Below are 16,249 nucleotides of genomic sequence, written 5' to 3'. Positions count from 1 at the left end.
AAATTGCTTTTATGGCGCAGCGTACTTATCTGGACAGAAAAGCAAGGCACCGCTAAAAGCGGTCAACCGAAAACTCCACTTCACCTCCTGGCAGTGCGGGAGAGCCTCGGGCCTTCAATAACGGTTGGCGGCTATGGGAGTTTGAACAGGATAATTGATACAGCTTTCTGCAGAGCTGTATCCGTGCAGGGCAAAAAAGCCCAAGGGTGACTTATGGCTGGCGTCAACGAGATTAGGTCCACATTCCTCGATTATTACCGTAAGAACGGGCATGAGGTCGTTCCATCGAGCCCACTTGTCCCACGCAACGATCCGACGCTGATGTTCACCAATGCGGGTATGGTTCAGTTCAAGAACGTTTTTACGGGTCTTGAACACCGTTCCTACAATCGCGCGACGACTTCCCAGAAGTGCGTGCGTGCCGGTGGCAAGCACAACGATCTGGACAATGTCGGCTATACCGCTCGTCACCATACATTCTTTGAAATGCTCGGCAATTTCTCGTTTGGCGACTATTTTAAGGAAGATGCCATCAGCTTCGCCTGGAACCTGATCACGAAGGAATTCGGCCTTCCGAAGGACAAATTGCTCGTCACCGTTTATCACACGGACGACGACGCTGCGAATTACTGGAAAAAGATTGCTGGTCTTTCCGATGACCGCATCATTCGCATTGCCACCAGCGATAATTTTTGGGCTATGGGCGATACCGGTCCATGCGGTCCGTGTTCAGAAATCTTCTTCGACCACGGCGACCATATCTGGGGCGGACCTCCCGGATCGGCTGACGAAGACGGTGACCGTTTCATCGAAATCTGGAACCTCGTTTTCATGCAGTTCGAGCAGATTACGCCCGAACAGCGCATCGACCTGCCGCGTCCGTCTATCGACACCGGAATGGGGTTGGAGCGCGTCGCTGCGGTTCTGCAGGGCGTGCACGACAATTACGATATCGATCTCTTCAAGGCATTGATCCGCGCTTCGGAAGAAGCAACCGGCGTCAAGGCTGAGGGCGAATTCCGCGCCAGCCACCGCGTGATTGCTGATCATCTGCGCGCTTCGAGCTTCCTGATCGCTGACGGTGTTCTGCCGTCCAACGAAGGCCGCGGCTATGTGTTGCGTCGCATCATGCGCCGTGCAATGCGTCATGCCCAGCTCTTGGGCGCCAAAGAGCCGTTGATGTGGCGCCTGCTGCCGGCCTTGATCCGCGAAATGGGACAGGCCTATCCGGAACTGATCCGCGCCGATGCCTTGATCTCCGAAACGCTCAAGCTTGAGGAAACCCGTTTCCGCAAGACGCTGGATCGCGGTCTTGGCCTCCTGTCGGATGCGACGGAAAGCCTTGTTGAAGGGGATCGCCTCGACGGCGAAACCGCTTTCAAGCTTTACGACACCTATGGCTTTCCGCTGGATCTGACGCAGGATGCACTTCGTCAGCGCGGTATTGCCGTCGATACGGATGGCTTCAGTGCCGCCATGCAGCGCCAGAAGGCCGAGGCCCGTGCGAACTGGGCTGGTTCTGGTGAAGCTGCAACCGAAACGATCTGGTTCGGTATCAAGGATAAGGTCGGTGCGACGGAATTTCTTGGATACGAGACCGAGGTTGCCGAAGGCGTTATCACTGCGCTTGTCCGCGATGGCGCGGAAGTACAGTCCGTTGCTGAAGGCGATGTTGTTTCGGTCGTAGTCAACCAGACCCCGTTCTATGGAGAATCCGGCGGCCAGCAGGGCGATACCGGCACGATCTCCGGAGAAGGTTTTGCTATCGCAATCAAGGATACGCAGAAGAAGGGCGAGGGCGTCTTCGTTCACATCGGCGAAGTCACCAAGGGGACGGCGAAGACCGGCGATGCGGTCGAGCTGAAAGTGGATTCGGTACGCCGCACGCGCATCCGCTCTAACCATTCGGCGACGCACCTTCTGCATGAGGCGCTGCGTGAAACGCTCGGCAGTCATGTTGCACAGAAGGGTTCGCTCGTTGCACCGGATCGTCTGCGTTTCGACTTTTCGCATCCGAAGCCGATTTCGGCTGAAGAGCTGACGCAGGTGGAAACTCTCGCCAACGAAATCATTCTGCAGAACGCTCCTGTCAGCACCCGCTTGATGGCCGTTGACGATGCCATTGCCGAGGGTGCTATGGCACTGTTCGGTGAAAAATATGGCGATGAAGTTCGTGTTGTTTCCATGGGCACCGCCAAGCACGGTTCGAAGGAGGGCAAGGCTTATTCGGTTGAGCTTTGCGGCGGTACGCATGTGCGCCAGACCGGCGATATAGGTCTCGTCCGCATTGTTTCGGAAGGCGCGGTTGCCGCTGGTGTTCGTCGTATGGAAGCGCTGACGGGTGAGGCAGCACGTCTTTACCTTGAAGAGCAGGACGAGCGCGTAAAGGCCATCGCAGGTGCATTGAAGACGACACCGTCTGAAGCGCTGGAACGTGTCAACGCATTGCTTGATGAACGCAAGAAGCTGGAACGCGAACTTGCTGATGCGCGCAAGAAGCTTGCGCTTGGCGGTGGTTCGGCAGATGGCGGCAGCGCCGTTGAAGCTGTGAATGGCGTCAACTTCCTCGGCAAGATCGTAACTGGCGTTTCCCCGCGTGATCTCAAGCCGCTTGCCGACGAAGGCAAGAAGCAGGTCGGCTCCGGTGTGGTGCTGTTCATTGGTATCGGCGAAGATAGCAAGGCCAGCGCGGTGGCTGCGGTGACGGAAGATCTGGTTGGTCGCTTTAGTGCGGTCGATCTGGTTCGCGCTGCTTCTGCGGCCCTTGGTGGCGCAGGTGGCGGCGGTCGCCCGGACATGGCGCAGGCCGGCGGGCCGGATGGCGATAAGGCCGACGCTGCGATTGCAGCAGTCAAGGCACTGATCATCTAATTCAAAAGGCCGGGTTAACCCGGCCTTTTTTTATCGGTGGAATTAAGCCGCATGAATTGTGCGGCTGTCGTCAGGCGCTTCGCTTCGTTCATCCAGACCATAGTCACGCATGACGCTGGCTACACGCAAACGGTAGTTTTCAAAAACACCATTGCGCCCTTGCCCCTGTGCTACCCTATGAGATGGCAGGTTGCGCCATTCACGCACCGCATCGTCGTCGCGCCAGAACGAGAGCGAAAGCAATTTGTCGGGATCGGCCAGGCTTTGAAAACGCTCGATCGACAGAAAACCGTCAATCCTGGAAAGATCTTCGCGCAGGCTTGCGGCAATATCCAGATACTGTTCACGCCTGTTGTCATCGGCTGGCCAGACTTCGAATATGACGGCAATCATGGCTTGATGAACTCCCCATGCGGTGCGGATTGGAGTTTAAGGAAGATGCGGTCTTCGGATCGGATGAATTGTTCTCTGCGCGCAAATTCGTAATTCTCGCGTCCCAGCGGATCGGCGGCAAGCCGTGCCCGATATGCTTCATACGCGGCAAGGTTTTCGACTGAATAGACGCCGTAGGCTGTGGTCGACGAACCTTCATGCGGCCCGAAATAGCCGATGAGATCAGCGCCGCAGCGCGGAATCGCCTGTCCCCAATTGCGCGCATATTCTGCAAAGGCATCCGCTTTGAACGGGTCGATCTGATAGCGGATGAAACAGGTAATCATGCGTGTCTCCTTCAAAAGCATGTCTTCGATGCTGACAATGTAGCAATTGAAAGTTCTCCATAGTTCGGTTAGCATCGAAGTATGAAAGATGGCCCGATCATAGCTTCTGTTGCCGCGCTCCTAGGTGATCCGGCGCGTGCAAACATGCTCACGGTGCTGATGGATGGTCGTGCGCTGACTGTCAGTGAACTCGCGTCAGCCGCAGGCGTGACGCTGCAAACCGCCAGCGGACATCTTGCAAAGCTCGATGCGGCCAATTTGCTGGTTGCGGAGAAGCAGGGGCGGCACCGCTATTTCCGGCTTTCTGGAACAGACGTGGCGCAGGTTCTGGAAGGTTTGATGGGGCTTGCGCAACGCACCGGCGCTGTGCGGGTGCGGACCGGCCCGAAAGATCAGGCACTACGCAAGGCGCGTATCTGCTATGATCATCTGGCCGGTGAGCGTGGGGTGGAAATGCTCGATGCCTCGCATCGGCTCGGGCTGATTGTTGATGACAATGAGCCGGTGCTGACAGAAAAGGGCAAGTCGTTTTTCAGTTGCCTTGGCGTTGATGTGACCACTCTGGAGCAGGGCAAGCGCCCGGTCTGTCGTCACTGCCTCGACTGGAGTGAACGTCGCAACCATCTGGGCGGAGCGCTCGGTGCAGCGCTGTTGAACCATTTCATTTCAAAGGGCTGGGTACGCCGCGAAGCGGGGCGTGTCATCGCGTTCTCGCCAAAAGGTGCACAGGCATTCTCACACACGTTTGAGCTGGCTGGCCAGATTACGTGACCTGAACAGCCAGCATTATGTTGTTAATGCTGTGTGGCTGCGGCTGCTGCCTCGTCCAGTTCCGTGGCGCGCTTCATGGCAGGACGATCTTTTAGTCGGTCCCAATAGGCGACGAACGCTCCTCTGGCCGGCAACGTGCCGAAGCGCAGGCCCCAGCCGATGTGCGAGCCGACATAAACGTCAGCCGCCGTGAAGCGGTCGCCGGTGATGTATGGATGGTGCGAAACCGCTTTCTCCAATGTGTTGACCACTGTATCGTAATTGCCGTAGCCGACCATTCCCTGCTTGTCTGCGGGGATTTCAAAGCCGAGCGCATGGTTGGATAAGGCGGCTTCCACAGGACCAGATGTAAAGAACAGCCAGCGGAAGAAATCCGCGCGCTCATTGGGGTGAGGCGCTAGACCAGCTTCGGGAAATGTTGTTGCCAGATAGGCGCAGATTGCAGCCACTTCCGTCACCACCGCATCGCCGTGGCGCAGGGCAGGAACTTTGCCCATCGGATTGATTGTGCAGTAGTCAGGCCCCTTCATCGGTGGCCCGAAATCCAGAATTTCCACATCATAGGGTTTGCCGATCTCCTCCAGCATCCAGCGCGCGATGCGTCCGCGCGACATCGGGTTGGTATAGAGCTTCAACTCAGCCATTTCATCCTCCCTGTAAGCGGTGGCAGGATGCGCTTTTTCCCTTGAAAAGGAAATGAAAAAACCCGGCAGCGAGGCTGCCGGGTTTTCCATATCGACGATAAGCGTCGAATATTTTATCAGGCGGCCATGGCCTTCTGAAGGTTCTCGTCGATCTTGTCGAGGAAACCGGTGGTCGAGAGCCAAGGCTGATCCGGACCGATGAGCAGGGCCAGATCCTTGGTCATGTAGCCGCTTTCAACGGTGTCGACGCAGACCTTTTCCAGCGTGTCGGCAAAACGCTTAAGCTCGGCATTGTCGTCGAGCTTGGCGCGGTGTGCGAGACCACGCGTCCATGCGAAGATCGAAGCGATCGAATTGGTCGAGGTTTCCTCACCCTTCTGATGCTGGCGGTAGTGACGGGTCACGGTGCCGTGTGCAGCTTCTGCTTCAACGGTCTTGCCATCCGGCGTCATCAGAACGGAGGTCATCAGGCCGAGCGAGCCAAAACCCTGAGCCACGATATCCGACTGCACGTCGCCGTCGTAGTTCTTACAAGCCCAAACATAGCCGCCGGACCACTTGAGCGCCGAAGCGACCATGTCGTCGATGAGACGATGTTCGTACCAGATCTTTGCAGCCTTGAACTTGTCAGCGAATTCGGTCTGGTAAACTTCTTCGAAGATGTCCTTGAAGCGACCGTCATAAGCCTTGAGGATAGTGTTCTTGGTCGAGAGATAGACCGGGTAGTTGCGCTGCAAGCCGTAGTTCAGCGAAGCACGGGCAAATTCGCGGATCGATTCGTCGAGGTTGTACATGGCCATTGCCACACCAGCCGCCGGAGCCTGATAGACTTCGTGTTCGATGGTCTCGCCATCTTCACCGACGAACTTGATCGACAGAGTGCCCTTGCCCGGGAATTTGAAATCGGTCGCGCGGTACTGATCGCCGAAAGCATGACGGCCAACGATGATCGGCTGGGTCCAGCCCGGCACGAGGCGCGGAACGTTCTTGCAGATGATCGGTTCGCGGAAGATCACGCCGCCGAGAATGTTGCGGATCGTGCCGTTTGGCGACTTCCACATTTTCTTGAGCTTGAATTCTTCAACGCGGGCTTCGTCCGGGGTGATGGTTGCGCATTTTACGCCAACGCCGTGTTCCTTGATGGCATTAGCCGCATCAATGGTAACCTGGTCATTGGTGGCATCGCGGTGCTCGACTGACAGATCGTAATATTTCAGATCAATGTCGAGGTAGGGATGGATCAATTTGTCCTTGATGAACTGCCAGATGATGCGGGTCATTTCATCGCCGTCGAGTTCAACGACCGGGTTCGCAACCTTGATTTTTGCCATGGATGAAGCCTCTTTTTCAATGCGTCGCGCCCGTATAGCACTCACGACGAATAAGGCAAAGCGTAAGAGGCTTATTCTTTGGCCTATAGAGCGTTTAGGCGGTCAAAATTTCGGGAGAGACTTGCGAAAAGCGTGAAATGGCTTTTGACGGCACCGATTATGCGGCGCGGTGTGCAGTGCGATTGTCATCACGAGATTTCTCCCAGGAAGATTGCCGCTGGCGATAGTTTTCCTGTTCCCTGACCAGAATGGTATCTGCATCCAGTGTAGAGATGGCGGTCGACTTGTCTGTGGGAACAAGGCCGTTCAGCTGCAACGAAAGATAGCGTCCACAGCAGACCCGCAGGAACGACGCGAAATTGTCGAGGTCGTGCCCCTCATTCCGGGATTCATCGTAAAGCTTGCCGATAAGGCGGCTGACCGTGAGATCATCGCGTGCTGCAATATCTTCGAGAGCCCACCAGAAGAAATTCTCAAGCCGGACGCTTGTCACGACGCCGTCGATGCGCAGCGAACGTGTTACGCTCAGCCAGAGCTCAGGATCGGCACCGATGAACAGCCTGCACATGATTTCCTCCGGATCATTCTCCCAAACTTACTGTCGCGCAGTTTCGCCCTGCCTGCAACCTTGTTGGGAAACAGGCAGGGCGTTGCGATCAGCTGTGGGTGATCCTGGTGCCGAGCACAGTAAGGAACTGTGACAGCCACGCCGGATGGGCGGGCCATGCGGGCGACGTGACGAGATTTCCATCCGTAACCGCCTGATCGACCGGAATATCGGCATATTTGCCACCGGCGAGTTCAACTTCCGGGCGACAGGCCGGGTAGGCAGAACAGGTGCGACCTTCCAGAACGCGCGCTGCGGCCAGCAATTGCGCGCCGTGGCAGACTGCAGCGACTGGCTTGTTCGCTTCAAAGAAATGCTTCACCACGGCGATAACCTTATCGTCGAGACGCAGATATTCCGGTGCCCGACCCCCGGGAATGACCAGAGCGTCATAGTTCTCAGGCTTAACATCGGCGAAGGTCGCGTTCAGCGTGAAGTTATGGCCGGGCTTTTCTGTATAGGTCTGGTGGCCTTCGAAGTCGTGAATGGCTGTCGCGATATGATCGCCAGCCTTCTTGCCGGGGCAGACCGCATGAACCGTATGACCAACAGTCAAAAGCGTCTGGAACGGGACCATGGTTTCATAGTCCTCACCAAAGTCGCCGCAAAGCATGAGTATCTTCTTACCGGACATGGTTTCCTCCCTTTGATCCTGTATCTGGTGGAACAGTCTGGCATGAATGGGCAGCAAATAGGTGTTATCGGGCTACTACACAGGCTTTTCCCTAAAACACGTAAGGGGAATCTTTGCGATTCTGCGTCAATTATGTAAGGGAAACGCCACGATACGATAGCTAATGCGGAAGAGATCATGGCAGGAACAGATAAACAGCGCCCCTTCATCGCGGAAGGACCGGCAATCGTGCTGGTGGAGCCGCAATTGCCGGAGAATATCGGCATGGTGGCGCGCGCCATGGCGAATTTTGGTCTGGCTGAATTGCGCCTCGTCAATCCGCGCGAAGAGTTTCCGAGTGAGAAGGCAAGGGCGGCAGCCAGCAAGGCCGATCATGTGATCGACAATGCGGTAGTCTATGACGACCTGCCGTCCGCTATCGCCGATCTCAATTTCGTCTATGCGACGACGGCACGTGAACGTGATGGCTTCAAGCAGGTTCGCAGCGCCGTGGAAGCGGGGGGCGAACTGCGCCGTCGTTTCCGGACTGGTGAGAAGACCGGCATCCTGTTTGGCCGTGAACGCTTCGGTCTCAGCAATGAAGAGGTCGGTCTTGCGGATGAACTGGTGACGTTTCCGGTCAATCCGGCTTTCGCATCGCTGAATATCGCTCAGGCCGTTTTGCTGATGTCCTATGAATGGATGAAGTCGGGCCTTGAGACGGAAACGGAGACCGTGTTCCGCGGGCCGGAGCTTGAGATGGCGCCAAAACAGGAGTTGCAGGGGCTCTTCAATCATCTCGAAGAAGCCCTTGATGTTCGGGGATATTTCCGTCCGGAAGCCCGCAAGGAAATCATGGTCAACAATCTGCGCGCCGTGTTGACGCGTGCTGGTTTCGCATCCGCAGAACTCAAGTTGCTGCGCGGTGTTGTCACGTCGCTTGACGTGTTCACGCCGAAGAAACCACGCGGTTCCGGTGCCCCGGAAGGACGTGCGCGTAAGCCTGCGAGTGAGGCTCCGGCAATGAAGGACGAGGACGAATGAAAAACGCACCCGCTGTGAGCTTTGCCGCCATGCCTTCTGCCGATGTCGAAAGACCTATTTTGGTTTTCGACAGCGGTATCGGAGGCCTGACGGTTTTGCGCGAAGCGCGGGTGCTTATGCCGGATCGCCGCTTTGTCTACGTTGCCGACGATGCCGGGTTTCCCTATGGCGGATGGGAAGAGGATGCGTTGAGGGAGAGGATTGTCGAGCTGTTCGGCAAGCTCATTGCCGCCTATGACCCCGAGATCGCGGTCATTGCCTGCAATACGGCCTCCACGCTGGTGCTGGATGATTTGCGGCAAGCCTATCCTTCGGTGCCGTTTGTCGGCACAGTGCCAGCGATCAAGCCCGCTGCCGAAAGAACATCGTCGGGGCTTGTTTCCGTGCTGGCGACCCCCGGTACCGTCAGGCGTGCTTATACGCGCGATCTCATTCAATCTTTCGCCACCCAGTGCCATGTTCGTCTCGTTGGTGCCGATCAGCTTGCGACAGTAGCGGAAGCCCATATTCGCGGCGAAAAGATCGACGAGGCGCTGGTCGTGGAACAGATCGCCCCCTGCTTCATTGAGCAGGATGGTAACCGGACCGACATTGTCGTGCTGGCCTGCACGCACTATCCGTTCCTTGCCAATGTGTTTCGCCGTCTTGCGCCATGGCCGGTTGACTGGCTCGATCCTGCGGAAGCGATCGCCCGGCGTACCGTCTCGCTGCTGAAACCACGCCGCGCCGATGAAGAGCTGCATCATCACAACGATCTGGCGGTCGTGACATCCCGCAATCCGGACTATGCCATCCGCAGGCTCATGCAGGGTTTCGGTCTGCATTTTGCTTGAGCCCTTGTTCTCAAGGTCTTGAATTTTCCGGCTATGTAGCGATCATGGCAATGATCGTTTCATAGGGGAAGATGCAATGACGGGAACCATATCACAGATCACCCTGCCTTCGGGCCAGACGGTTCCAGCGCTCGGGCAGGGCACTTGGTATATGGGTGAGGACAGCACGCAACGCCGCTATGAAATCGAAGCACTGAGAAGCGGCATCGATCTCGGGATGACGCTGATCGATACGGCGGAAATGTATGCTGATGGAGAGGCGGAAGACGTTGTTGGCGAAGCCATTACGGGCCGTCGCGATGATGTGTTTCTCGTCAGCAAGGTATTGCCGTTCAATGCGTCCTGGAAGGGCACAATCGAGGCCTGCGAGAGGAGCCTGCAGCGCCTTCGCACGGATCACATTGATCTGTATTTGCTGCATTGGCGTGGGCGATATCCGCTTGAGGAGACTGTCGCTGCGTTCGATGAATTACAGAATGCTGGAAAGATAGTGAGCTGGGGCGTCAGCAATTTCGATACGGATGACATGAAAGAACTCGTCGGTATAGCTGGCGGCAATGCCGTTGCAACGAACCAGATACTTTACAATCTGACGCGGCGCGGCCCAGAATTTGATCTGATGCCATGGTGTGCCGGGCGTAAGATTCCGCTGATGGCTTATTCGCCTATCGAGCAAGGTCGATTGCTGGGCAATTCCGTACTGGCGGAAATTGCAAGCGAGACGGGAGGAACGCCAGCCTCAGTTGCGCTTGCGTGGGTAATGCGCAGCGGCAATGTCATAGCAATTCCAAAGTCGTCCAACCTGCATCATGTGCGGGATAACAGAAAAGCCGCAGACTTGCGGCTTTCCGAAGATCAATTGAAACGTCTGGACCGGGCTTTCGCACCCCCCTCCCGAAAGACGGCGTTGGAAATGCTCTAACCCGCGTCTTTCTGGCGAGTGTCCTTCTTCGCCTGAGCGACACTTGCGGCCTTACGGAGTCGTCCACGCTCTGCTGGGCGGACAAGGCTGTCATATTTCTCGTTCGGGATGTTGCGCATGCCGTTCAACGCATGACGCGTGTTGAAATCCTTGCCTTTCTTTTCGTTGGCTTCTTTGGTCGCAAGCGCTTTTCGGGCATTGGCGATCAGTTCGGCGCTGGCTGACATGCGACGACGGCGTTCAACTTCGGTGTTGATGCGACGCACCGCCATAGCCAGAACGGAAACTTTCAGATGTGAACCTTCATCCGCCTTGGAGGGTGTCGCGCCACGAGCGGCTCCCTTTCCGCGCACTTCGCGCCTGCGCTGGTGGGCCTGATCTTTCGCCTTCTTGCGGCGTTCGCGGATCAGTTTCGCCAGATGAGAAAGTTCTTCGTCGGGGACGTTCTGCAAAAAAGGATGGTGCGACTTTTCCACCAGCTCTTTTTCGTCGGCATTGAGAGCGCGAGCTTCCTGCTTCTTGGTGACGGCCATGGGACATCCTTTCTGCTAATGATAAGAATTCTCCGGAGGGGATATAGGCGTGAACATTCCACCGGAAAGATCGGGTTGCTTATTCTGGTTCTTCGGTCGAGGTTTTTTTGCTTTGCTCTTCAAGGTGCTTCAAGATTGCCTTCAGCTTGTCGAGAGGAAGGTGTTCCGCACCTATGGTCTCACTCCTGGCTGTTGAGACGATGGTCAAAATTTCATCGAGTTTTGCCTGTGTCGCGCTTGCTTCGCGATCCTGTGCGTTCTGGATAAGGAACACCATCAGGAATGTGATGACTGTGGTCGATGTATTCACCACCAGTTGCCAAGTATCCGAGAAGTCAAAGAAAGGCCCGCTAATGCCCCATAACAGGATGAACAAGGTTGCCAGCCCGAATGCCAGATAATGGCCTGCAAGTTCGGCGGCTTTTTCGCTGAGCTTTGTGAAGAACTGTGACATCGCAACCTCCAGACGACAGGCGAGAAACGCTTGATGGAGGGGCGGGGTTCCGTAATTGCATAGATATGCGGAACTTTCAGGCGCTGGTCGACGTTTGATCCTCATAGAAAACGCGGAGGTCAAGCGATGGAAATTGTCGAAACCCGCATCAGTTCGGTTGGGGGCTTCAAGCTCTATATGGTGGAGTTCGTCACCGAGGGCGAAGAGAAGATCACTGTCAAGGTTGAGAACGAGACGGAAGCGGAACTGGCGCGCGATGAAGTGATACATCGTGCCGCGATCAAGCTCGGCGAAGCGCTGGGCGTTGCATGTATGGAATGCGGCATTCAGCCTGAAAACCTGTTGACACGCCCCAGCGCGCGCCGCGCGGGTGACCGGGCAGAGCTGGAGCGCCAGCTTGAAGAGGGCTTGGAAGATACGTTCCCGGCCAGCGATCCGGTCTCGGTTACCAGTTCCACGATTGCCGGCTTCGCCGGGCCGAAAAACTGAATGATGGTTCTAGAGCGGTTTCGGTTAAAACGGAGTCGCTGGAACCGTTCTGTGTATTTGTTGCGTCGCATTATGTGACGCATCGAAGCGGGATCAGAAATCAGTCCAGTGAAATGATTTCCCCGCGTAGACGCTTCGCACTTTTGCTGGAAATGCTCCACGCAAGAAGCCGGGCTATTCACCCGGCTTCTGAAGTTGTTCAGAAAATGAGTCCTGTAAAGGGCATATCCATCTGAGAATACTACAGATTACGACGTTTGCCTTCCATCAGGTCGAGCACGGCGCGGGCACAATCAAGCACATTCGAGCCGGGGCCGAAAACCGCCGCCACACCGTGGTCGAACAGATACTGATAATCCTGACGGGGAACGACGCCACCACAGACGACAATGATATTTTCCGCGCCCTTCCTGCGGAGCGTATCCACAAGCTGAGGCAGAAGTGTCTTGTGACCGGCTGCTAGCGACGAAACTCCAAGAACATGCACCTTGGACTTGATCGCCATATCGGCAGCTTCATCCGGCGTCTGGAACAGTGGCCCGGCCAGTATCTCGAAGCCGATATCGCCGAAGGCTGACGCAATGATTTTGGCACCGCGATCATGCCCGTCCTGGCCGAGCTTTGCCACCATCACTTTCGGCGTTTCGCCGATCTGCTTTGAAAAATCGCCAAGCCGCTCAACCAGCGTCTGATATTCGGGCTCGTCCTTATAGGCCGCGCCGTAAACCTTCTTGACGACCTTCGGAACTGCAGCATGATCGCCGAATGCGCGGCGCATGGCGTCGGAAATTTCTCCGACGCTGGCGCGAGCACGGGAGGCTTCAACAGCGGCGGCGAGAAGATTGCCTTCGCCGGTCTTTGCAACTTTTTCCAGTTCTGCCAGAGCTGCTTCGACTTTTGCCTTGTTGCGCGTTTCCTTGATGCGATTGAGACGTGCAATTTGCGACTGGCGAACAGCCGAATTGTCGATTTCCAGAATGTCGATTTCGTCTTCCTGTTCCAGCCGGAACTTGTTGACCCCGACAATGATCTCTTCGCCCTTATCGACCGCCGCCTGCCGTTTGGTCGCTGCTTCTTCGATGAGGCGCTTCGGAAGGCCGCTTTCGACCGCCTTGGTCATGCCGCCCAGACCTTCGACTTCCTCGATCAGCGCCCAGGCCTTTTCGGCCAGCTCGTTGGTGAGGTTTTCGATGTAATAAGAACCTGCCAGCGGATCGACCACTTTGGTTACGCCGGTTTCGTTCTGGAGGATGAGCTGCGTATTGCGAGCGATACGAGCCGAAAATTCGGTTGGCAAAGCAATGGCTTCATCGAAGGAATTGGTGTGCAGCGATTGCGTACCGCCAAGAGCAGCTGACATGGCCTCGAATGCGGTGCGGACGATATTGTTGTAGGGATCCTGTTCCTGAAGCGATACGCCCGAAGTCTGGCAATGCGTGCGTAGCATCAGCGAGCCGGGCTTCTTCGGATCGAATTCCTTCATGATGCGCGACCAGAGCAGGCGCGCGGCGCGCAGCTTGGCGATTTCCATGAAGAAATTCATGCCGATGGCGAAGAAGAATGACAGTCGTCCCGCAAATTCATCGACATTCAGGCCCTTGTTCAGGGCGGCACGCACATATTCACGCCCATCGGCAAGCGTGAAGGCGAGTTCCTGAACCAGTGTCGCGCCCGCTTCCTGCATATGGTAGCCGGAAATGGAAATCGAGTTGAACTTCGGCATTTCGGCTGCCGTATAGGCGATGATATCCGCAATGATCCGCATGGAGGGTTCCGGCGGATAGATATAGGTGTTGCGGACCATGAACTCCTTGAGGATGTCGTTCTGGATCGTGCCGGAAAGCTGGGCGCGGGGCACGCCCTGTTCCTCGCCCGCCACGATGAAATTGGCGAGGATCGGGATCACCGCGCCGTTCATGGTCATGGAAACGGAAATTTTTTCCAGCGGAATGCCGTCGAAAAGGATCTTCATATCCTCGACGGAATCGATGGCAACGCCAGCCTTGCCCACATCGCCTTCAACACGCGGATGGTCGCTATCATAGCCGCGATGCGTGGCAAGATCGAAGGCAACCGAAACGCCCTGCTGACCGGCAGCGAGAGCCTTGCGATAGAAGGCGTTGGATTCTTCGGCCGTCGAAAATCCCGCATATTGCCGGATCGTCCATGGACGACCCGCATACATGGTCGCACGAGGACCGCGCAAGAAAGGCTCGAAGCCGGGCAGGGTGCCCAGATGGTCGATGCCTTGAAGGTCATCTTCCGTATAGAGCGGCTTGACGTCAATGCCTTCTGGCGTTTGCCAAATGAGGCTGTCAGCTGGCCGCTTCAGTTCCTTCTCGGCCAATGCTTCCCAGTCTGCTCGGGTTGTGGGGCGCTCGCTCATATCGACCTCACTCAAATTCCATAATCAGTTCGTCTACGGCAAGGCTGGAGCCAGCCTCCGCTGTGATGCGCTTTACGGTAGCACGGCGTTCCGCACGCAGCACGTTTTCCATCTTCATGGCTTCTACGGTGGCCAGTGGCTGACCGGCTTCGACAGTTTCACCATCCTTGACGAGGATCGATGTGATGACGCCCGGCATCGGACAGAGCAGCATTTTCGACGTATCTGGAGGCAGCTTTACCGGCATGAGTTTTGCGAGTTCTGCGACACGTGGCTTGCGGACGTGAGCGACCATATCCATGCCGCGCCAGCGCAGGCGCCAGCCAGTGCCCACGCGCGAAACCTTGATGGCAATGGGCTTGCCGCCGACGGTAAATGAGCCCAGATGGCTACCGGGATGCCAGTCGCTGGCAACTGGCAGGCTACCGCCATCCACGAAATTGATCGTCGTTCCGCCTTCGCCTTCCACAATGCGAACCGGCAGGGTGAACCCGCCAAGTGTCGCCACCCAATCAGTCGCGACCGATTGCTTTTCGCTGGAAATCCGTCCGGTAATCTGCATGTTGCGCTGCTCGATCGCCAGATTGATCTGGGCAGCAACCGCAGCAAGCACCCGCGCATCATCTTCCGAAACCGGGACGCCGGCAAAGCCATCCGGATATTCCTCGGCAATGAATGCGGTTGTGAGTGCACCTTCGCGGAAACGCGGATGATCCATCACTGCCGACAGGAAGGGCAGGTTGTGACCGATGCCTTCAACCTCGAATGCGTCCAGAGCATCTCCCATCGCATCTACGGCGCTGGTGCGATCCGGCCCCCAGGTGCAGAGCTTTGCGATCATCGGATCATAATACATCGAAATTTCGCCGCCTTCGAACACGCCAGTGTCATTGCGCACGATCGTACCATCCGAATTGCGGCCTTCGGCTGGTGGGCGATAACGGGTCAACCTGCCGATAGAGGGCAGGAAGTTGCGATATGGGTCTTCCGCATAGAGGCGGCTTTCCATAGCCCAACCGTTGAGCTTCACGTCGCTCTGGTCGAAACGGAGCTTTTCACCCGATGCAACTCGGATCATTTCTTCCACGAGGTCGATGCCGGTAATGAGCTCCGTCACCGGATGCTCAACCTGCAAACGCGTATTCATTTCAAGGAAGTAGAAGTTGCGGCTGCCATCAACGATGAACTCCACCGTGCCTGCAGAGTAATAGCCAACGGCCTTTGCGAGAGCCACTGCCTGCTCGCCCATGGCTTTGCGGGTGGCTTCATCAAGGAATGGCGAAGGTGCTTCTTCGATGACCTTCTGGTTACGGCGCTGGATGGAACATTCGCGTTCGCCCAGATAGACAACATTGCCGTGCTGGTCACCCAGAACCTGAATTTCAATATGGCGCGGCTGGGTAACGAATTTTTCGATGAAGATGCGGTCGTCGCCAAAAGAAGACTTGGCCTCATTGCGCGAAAGCTGGAAACCTTCGCGGGCTTCGTCGTCGTTCCACGCGATACGCATGCCCTTACCGCCGCCGCCGGCGGAAGCCTTGATCATGACCGGGTAGCCGATGGATGTGGAAATGCGAACCGCCTCGTCGGCGTCTTCGATCAAACCCATATGACCAGGTACGGTGGAAACTCCGGCTTCGGAGGCAAGCTTCTTCGAGGTGATCTTGTCGCCCATGGCCTCAATTGCGTTCACCGGTGGGCCGATGAAGGTGACGTTGGCGGCTTTCAGGGCTTCAGCGAAACGCGGATTTTCCGACAGAAAGCCATAGCCGGGATGCACGGCATCCGCGCCGGTTTCCTTGATCGCAGCCAGAATCTTGTCGATGACGATATAGGACTGATTGGACGGCGCTGGTCCGATGTGGACCGCTTCGTCGGCCATTTTGACATGCAGGGCATTGCGGTCGGCGTCGGAATAAACAGCAACCGTTGCGATGCCCATTTTCTTCGCCGTCTTGATGACCCGGCATGCGATTTCGCCGCGATTGGCAATGAGAATTTTCTTGATCATGTGCGTTTACTCAAATGAACC

Annotated in this window: 16 protein-coding genes; 6 read left to right on the top strand and 10 right to left on the bottom strand. The window is 56.4% G+C overall.

Features of this window, described 5'->3' with window-relative positions:
* Positions 1-213 precede the first annotated feature (213 nt).
* Positions 214-2,871, top strand: coding sequence for an alanine--tRNA ligase (alaS, locus tag AC1RHM_RS02205; protein WP_010659934.1), 2,658 nt, complete (start codon positions 214-216; stop codon positions 2,869-2,871).
* A 42-nt stretch (positions 2,872-2,913) separates the two neighbouring features.
* Here the strand turns inward: alaS and AC1RHM_RS02200 are convergent, their stop codons facing one another.
* Both AC1RHM_RS02200 and AC1RHM_RS02195 read right to left on the bottom strand, forming a co-directional pair.
* Positions 2,914-3,264: an antibiotic biosynthesis monooxygenase family protein gene (locus tag AC1RHM_RS02200; protein WP_010659935.1), complete on the bottom strand. Its 351-nt coding sequence runs from the start codon at positions 3,262-3,264 to the stop codon at positions 2,914-2,916.
* Positions 3,261-3,590 carry an NIPSNAP family protein gene (locus AC1RHM_RS02195; RefSeq protein ID WP_010659936.1) on the bottom strand — a complete coding sequence of 110 codons (330 nt, stop codon included), beginning with the start codon at positions 3,588-3,590 and terminating at the stop codon, positions 3,261-3,263. The genes AC1RHM_RS02200 and AC1RHM_RS02195 overlap by 4 nt, the downstream gene beginning before the upstream one ends.
* Before the next feature lie 81 nt (positions 3,591-3,671).
* Between AC1RHM_RS02195 and AC1RHM_RS02190 the strand changes: the two genes are divergently transcribed.
* Entirely contained in the window at positions 3,672-4,361 is a 690-nt protein-coding gene (locus AC1RHM_RS02190; protein WP_010659937.1) for an ArsR/SmtB family transcription factor, read from the top strand.
* 23 nt (positions 4,362-4,384) lie between these two features.
* On the opposite strand, the gene AC1RHM_RS02185 is transcribed toward AC1RHM_RS02190, so the two are convergent.
* The 4 genes from AC1RHM_RS02185 to AC1RHM_RS02170 all read right to left on the bottom strand — a co-directional run bounded on the left by AC1RHM_RS02185 (position 4,385) and on the right by AC1RHM_RS02170 (position 7,577).
* The gene (locus AC1RHM_RS02185; protein WP_012091919.1) at positions 4,385-5,005 is read right to left on the bottom strand and encodes a glutathione S-transferase family protein; all 621 of its coding nucleotides are present in this window, start codon (positions 5,003-5,005) and stop codon (positions 4,385-4,387) included.
* A gap of 116 nt (positions 5,006-5,121) precedes the next feature.
* Positions 5,122-6,336 (bottom strand): NADP-dependent isocitrate dehydrogenase, encoded by a 1,215-nt coding sequence (locus tag AC1RHM_RS02180; RefSeq protein WP_010659939.1) that lies wholly within the window; start codon positions 6,334-6,336, stop codon positions 5,122-5,124.
* Positions 6,337-6,493: 157 nt separating this feature from the next.
* Positions 6,494-6,904, bottom strand: coding sequence for a ribbon-helix-helix domain-containing protein (locus AC1RHM_RS02175; RefSeq protein WP_010659940.1), 411 nt, complete (start codon positions 6,902-6,904; stop codon positions 6,494-6,496).
* Positions 6,905-6,992: 88 nt separating this feature from the next.
* Positions 6,993-7,577: a DJ-1/PfpI family protein gene (locus AC1RHM_RS02170; RefSeq protein WP_010659941.1), complete on the bottom strand. Its 585-nt coding sequence runs from the start codon at positions 7,575-7,577 to the stop codon at positions 6,993-6,995.
* 177 nt (positions 7,578-7,754) lie between these two features.
* Between AC1RHM_RS02170 and AC1RHM_RS02165 the strand changes: the two genes are divergently transcribed.
* The 3 genes from AC1RHM_RS02165 (at position 7,755) to AC1RHM_RS02155 (ending at position 10,355) form a co-directional block, all read left to right on the top strand.
* Positions 7,755-8,600 carry an RNA methyltransferase gene (locus tag AC1RHM_RS02165; RefSeq protein WP_010659942.1) on the top strand — a complete coding sequence of 282 codons (846 nt, stop codon included), beginning with the start codon at positions 7,755-7,757 and terminating at the stop codon, positions 8,598-8,600.
* Positions 8,597-9,433: a glutamate racemase gene (gene murI / locus AC1RHM_RS02160; protein WP_010659943.1), complete on the top strand. Its 837-nt coding sequence runs from the start codon at positions 8,597-8,599 to the stop codon at positions 9,431-9,433. The genes AC1RHM_RS02165 and murI overlap by 4 nt, the downstream gene beginning before the upstream one ends.
* A gap of 76 nt (positions 9,434-9,509) precedes the next feature.
* Positions 9,510-10,355 (top strand): aldo/keto reductase, encoded by an 846-nt coding sequence (locus AC1RHM_RS02155; RefSeq protein WP_010659944.1) that lies wholly within the window; start codon positions 9,510-9,512, stop codon positions 10,353-10,355.
* On the opposite strand, the gene AC1RHM_RS02150 is transcribed toward AC1RHM_RS02155, so the two are convergent.
* Together AC1RHM_RS02150 and AC1RHM_RS02145 are read right to left on the bottom strand one after the other, a co-directional pair.
* On the bottom strand, positions 10,352-10,888 hold the full coding sequence (locus AC1RHM_RS02150) for a hypothetical protein (protein ID WP_010659945.1): 537 nt from the start codon (positions 10,886-10,888) through the stop codon (positions 10,352-10,354). The two genes, AC1RHM_RS02155 and AC1RHM_RS02150, sit on opposite strands and share 4 nt — an antisense overlap.
* A 79-nt stretch (positions 10,889-10,967) precedes the next feature.
* Positions 10,968-11,342, bottom strand: a complete 375-nt coding sequence (locus AC1RHM_RS02145) for a low affinity iron permease family protein (protein WP_010659946.1) — start codon at positions 11,340-11,342, stop codon at positions 10,968-10,970.
* A 126-nt stretch (positions 11,343-11,468) separates the two neighbouring features.
* Here AC1RHM_RS02145 and AC1RHM_RS02140 point away from each other — a divergent pair, with 126 nt between their 5' ends.
* The gene (locus AC1RHM_RS02140; RefSeq protein WP_010659947.1) at positions 11,469-11,831 is read left to right on the top strand and encodes a hypothetical protein; all 363 of its coding nucleotides are present in this window, start codon (positions 11,469-11,471) and stop codon (positions 11,829-11,831) included.
* A 241-nt stretch (positions 11,832-12,072) separates the two neighbouring features.
* Here AC1RHM_RS02140 and scpA read toward each other — a convergent pair whose 3' ends face one another.
* Complete coding sequence (gene scpA, locus AC1RHM_RS02135; RefSeq protein ID WP_010659948.1) at positions 12,073-14,217, bottom strand: methylmalonyl-CoA mutase; 2,145 nt, start codon at positions 14,215-14,217, stop codon at positions 12,073-12,075.
* Positions 14,218-14,224: 7 nt separating this feature from the next.
* Positions 14,225-16,228 (bottom strand): acetyl-CoA carboxylase biotin carboxylase subunit, encoded by a 2,004-nt coding sequence (locus AC1RHM_RS02130; RefSeq protein WP_010659949.1) that lies wholly within the window; start codon positions 16,226-16,228, stop codon positions 14,225-14,227.
* Positions 16,229-16,249: the final 21 nt, after the last annotated feature.

Source organism: Brucella sp. GW823-FHT04E01, from assembly GCF_058796175.1.
Note: the sequence above shows the minus strand (reverse complement) of the source record. Positions and strands in the feature narration are given on the sequence as shown.

What these genes read in the sequence shown, in the direction of transcription:
- AC1RHM_RS02200 (WP_010659935.1), bottom strand. Translation starts at nt 3,264, where the DNA reads ATGATTGCCGTCATATTCGAAGTCTGGCCAGCCGATGACAACAGGCGT.
- AC1RHM_RS02185 (WP_012091919.1), bottom strand. Translation starts at nt 5,005, where the DNA reads ATGGCTGAGTTGAAGCTCTATACCAACCCGATGTCGCGCGGACGCATC.
- murI (WP_010659943.1), top strand. Translation starts at nt 8,597, where the DNA reads ATGAAAAACGCACCCGCTGTGAGCTTTGCCGCCATGCCTTCTGCCGAT.
- AC1RHM_RS02165 (WP_010659942.1), top strand. Translation starts at nt 7,755, where the DNA reads ATGGCAGGAACAGATAAACAGCGCCCCTTCATCGCGGAAGGACCGGCA.
- AC1RHM_RS02130 (WP_010659949.1), bottom strand. Translation starts at nt 16,228, where the DNA reads ATGATCAAGAAAATTCTCATTGCCAATCGCGGCGAAATCGCATGCCGG.
- AC1RHM_RS02190 (WP_010659937.1), top strand. Translation starts at nt 3,672, where the DNA reads ATGAAAGATGGCCCGATCATAGCTTCTGTTGCCGCGCTCCTAGGTGAT.
- AC1RHM_RS02170 (WP_010659941.1), bottom strand. Translation starts at nt 7,577, where the DNA reads ATGTCCGGTAAGAAGATACTCATGCTTTGCGGCGACTTTGGTGAGGAC.
- scpA (WP_010659948.1), bottom strand. Translation starts at nt 14,217, where the DNA reads ATGAGCGAGCGCCCCACAACCCGAGCAGACTGGGAAGCATTGGCCGAG.
- alaS (WP_010659934.1), top strand. Translation starts at nt 214, where the DNA reads ATGGCTGGCGTCAACGAGATTAGGTCCACATTCCTCGATTATTACCGT.
- AC1RHM_RS02180 (WP_010659939.1), bottom strand. Translation starts at nt 6,336, where the DNA reads ATGGCAAAAATCAAGGTTGCGAACCCGGTCGTTGAACTCGACGGCGAT.
- AC1RHM_RS02175 (WP_010659940.1), bottom strand. Translation starts at nt 6,904, where the DNA reads ATGTGCAGGCTGTTCATCGGTGCCGATCCTGAGCTCTGGCTGAGCGTA.
- AC1RHM_RS02195 (WP_010659936.1), bottom strand. Translation starts at nt 3,590, where the DNA reads ATGATTACCTGTTTCATCCGCTATCAGATCGACCCGTTCAAAGCGGAT.
- AC1RHM_RS02150 (WP_010659945.1), bottom strand. Translation starts at nt 10,888, where the DNA reads ATGGCCGTCACCAAGAAGCAGGAAGCTCGCGCTCTCAATGCCGACGAA.
- AC1RHM_RS02145 (WP_010659946.1), bottom strand. Translation starts at nt 11,342, where the DNA reads ATGTCACAGTTCTTCACAAAGCTCAGCGAAAAAGCCGCCGAACTTGCA.
- AC1RHM_RS02155 (WP_010659944.1), top strand. Translation starts at nt 9,510, where the DNA reads ATGACGGGAACCATATCACAGATCACCCTGCCTTCGGGCCAGACGGTT.
- AC1RHM_RS02140 (WP_010659947.1), top strand. Translation starts at nt 11,469, where the DNA reads ATGGAAATTGTCGAAACCCGCATCAGTTCGGTTGGGGGCTTCAAGCTC.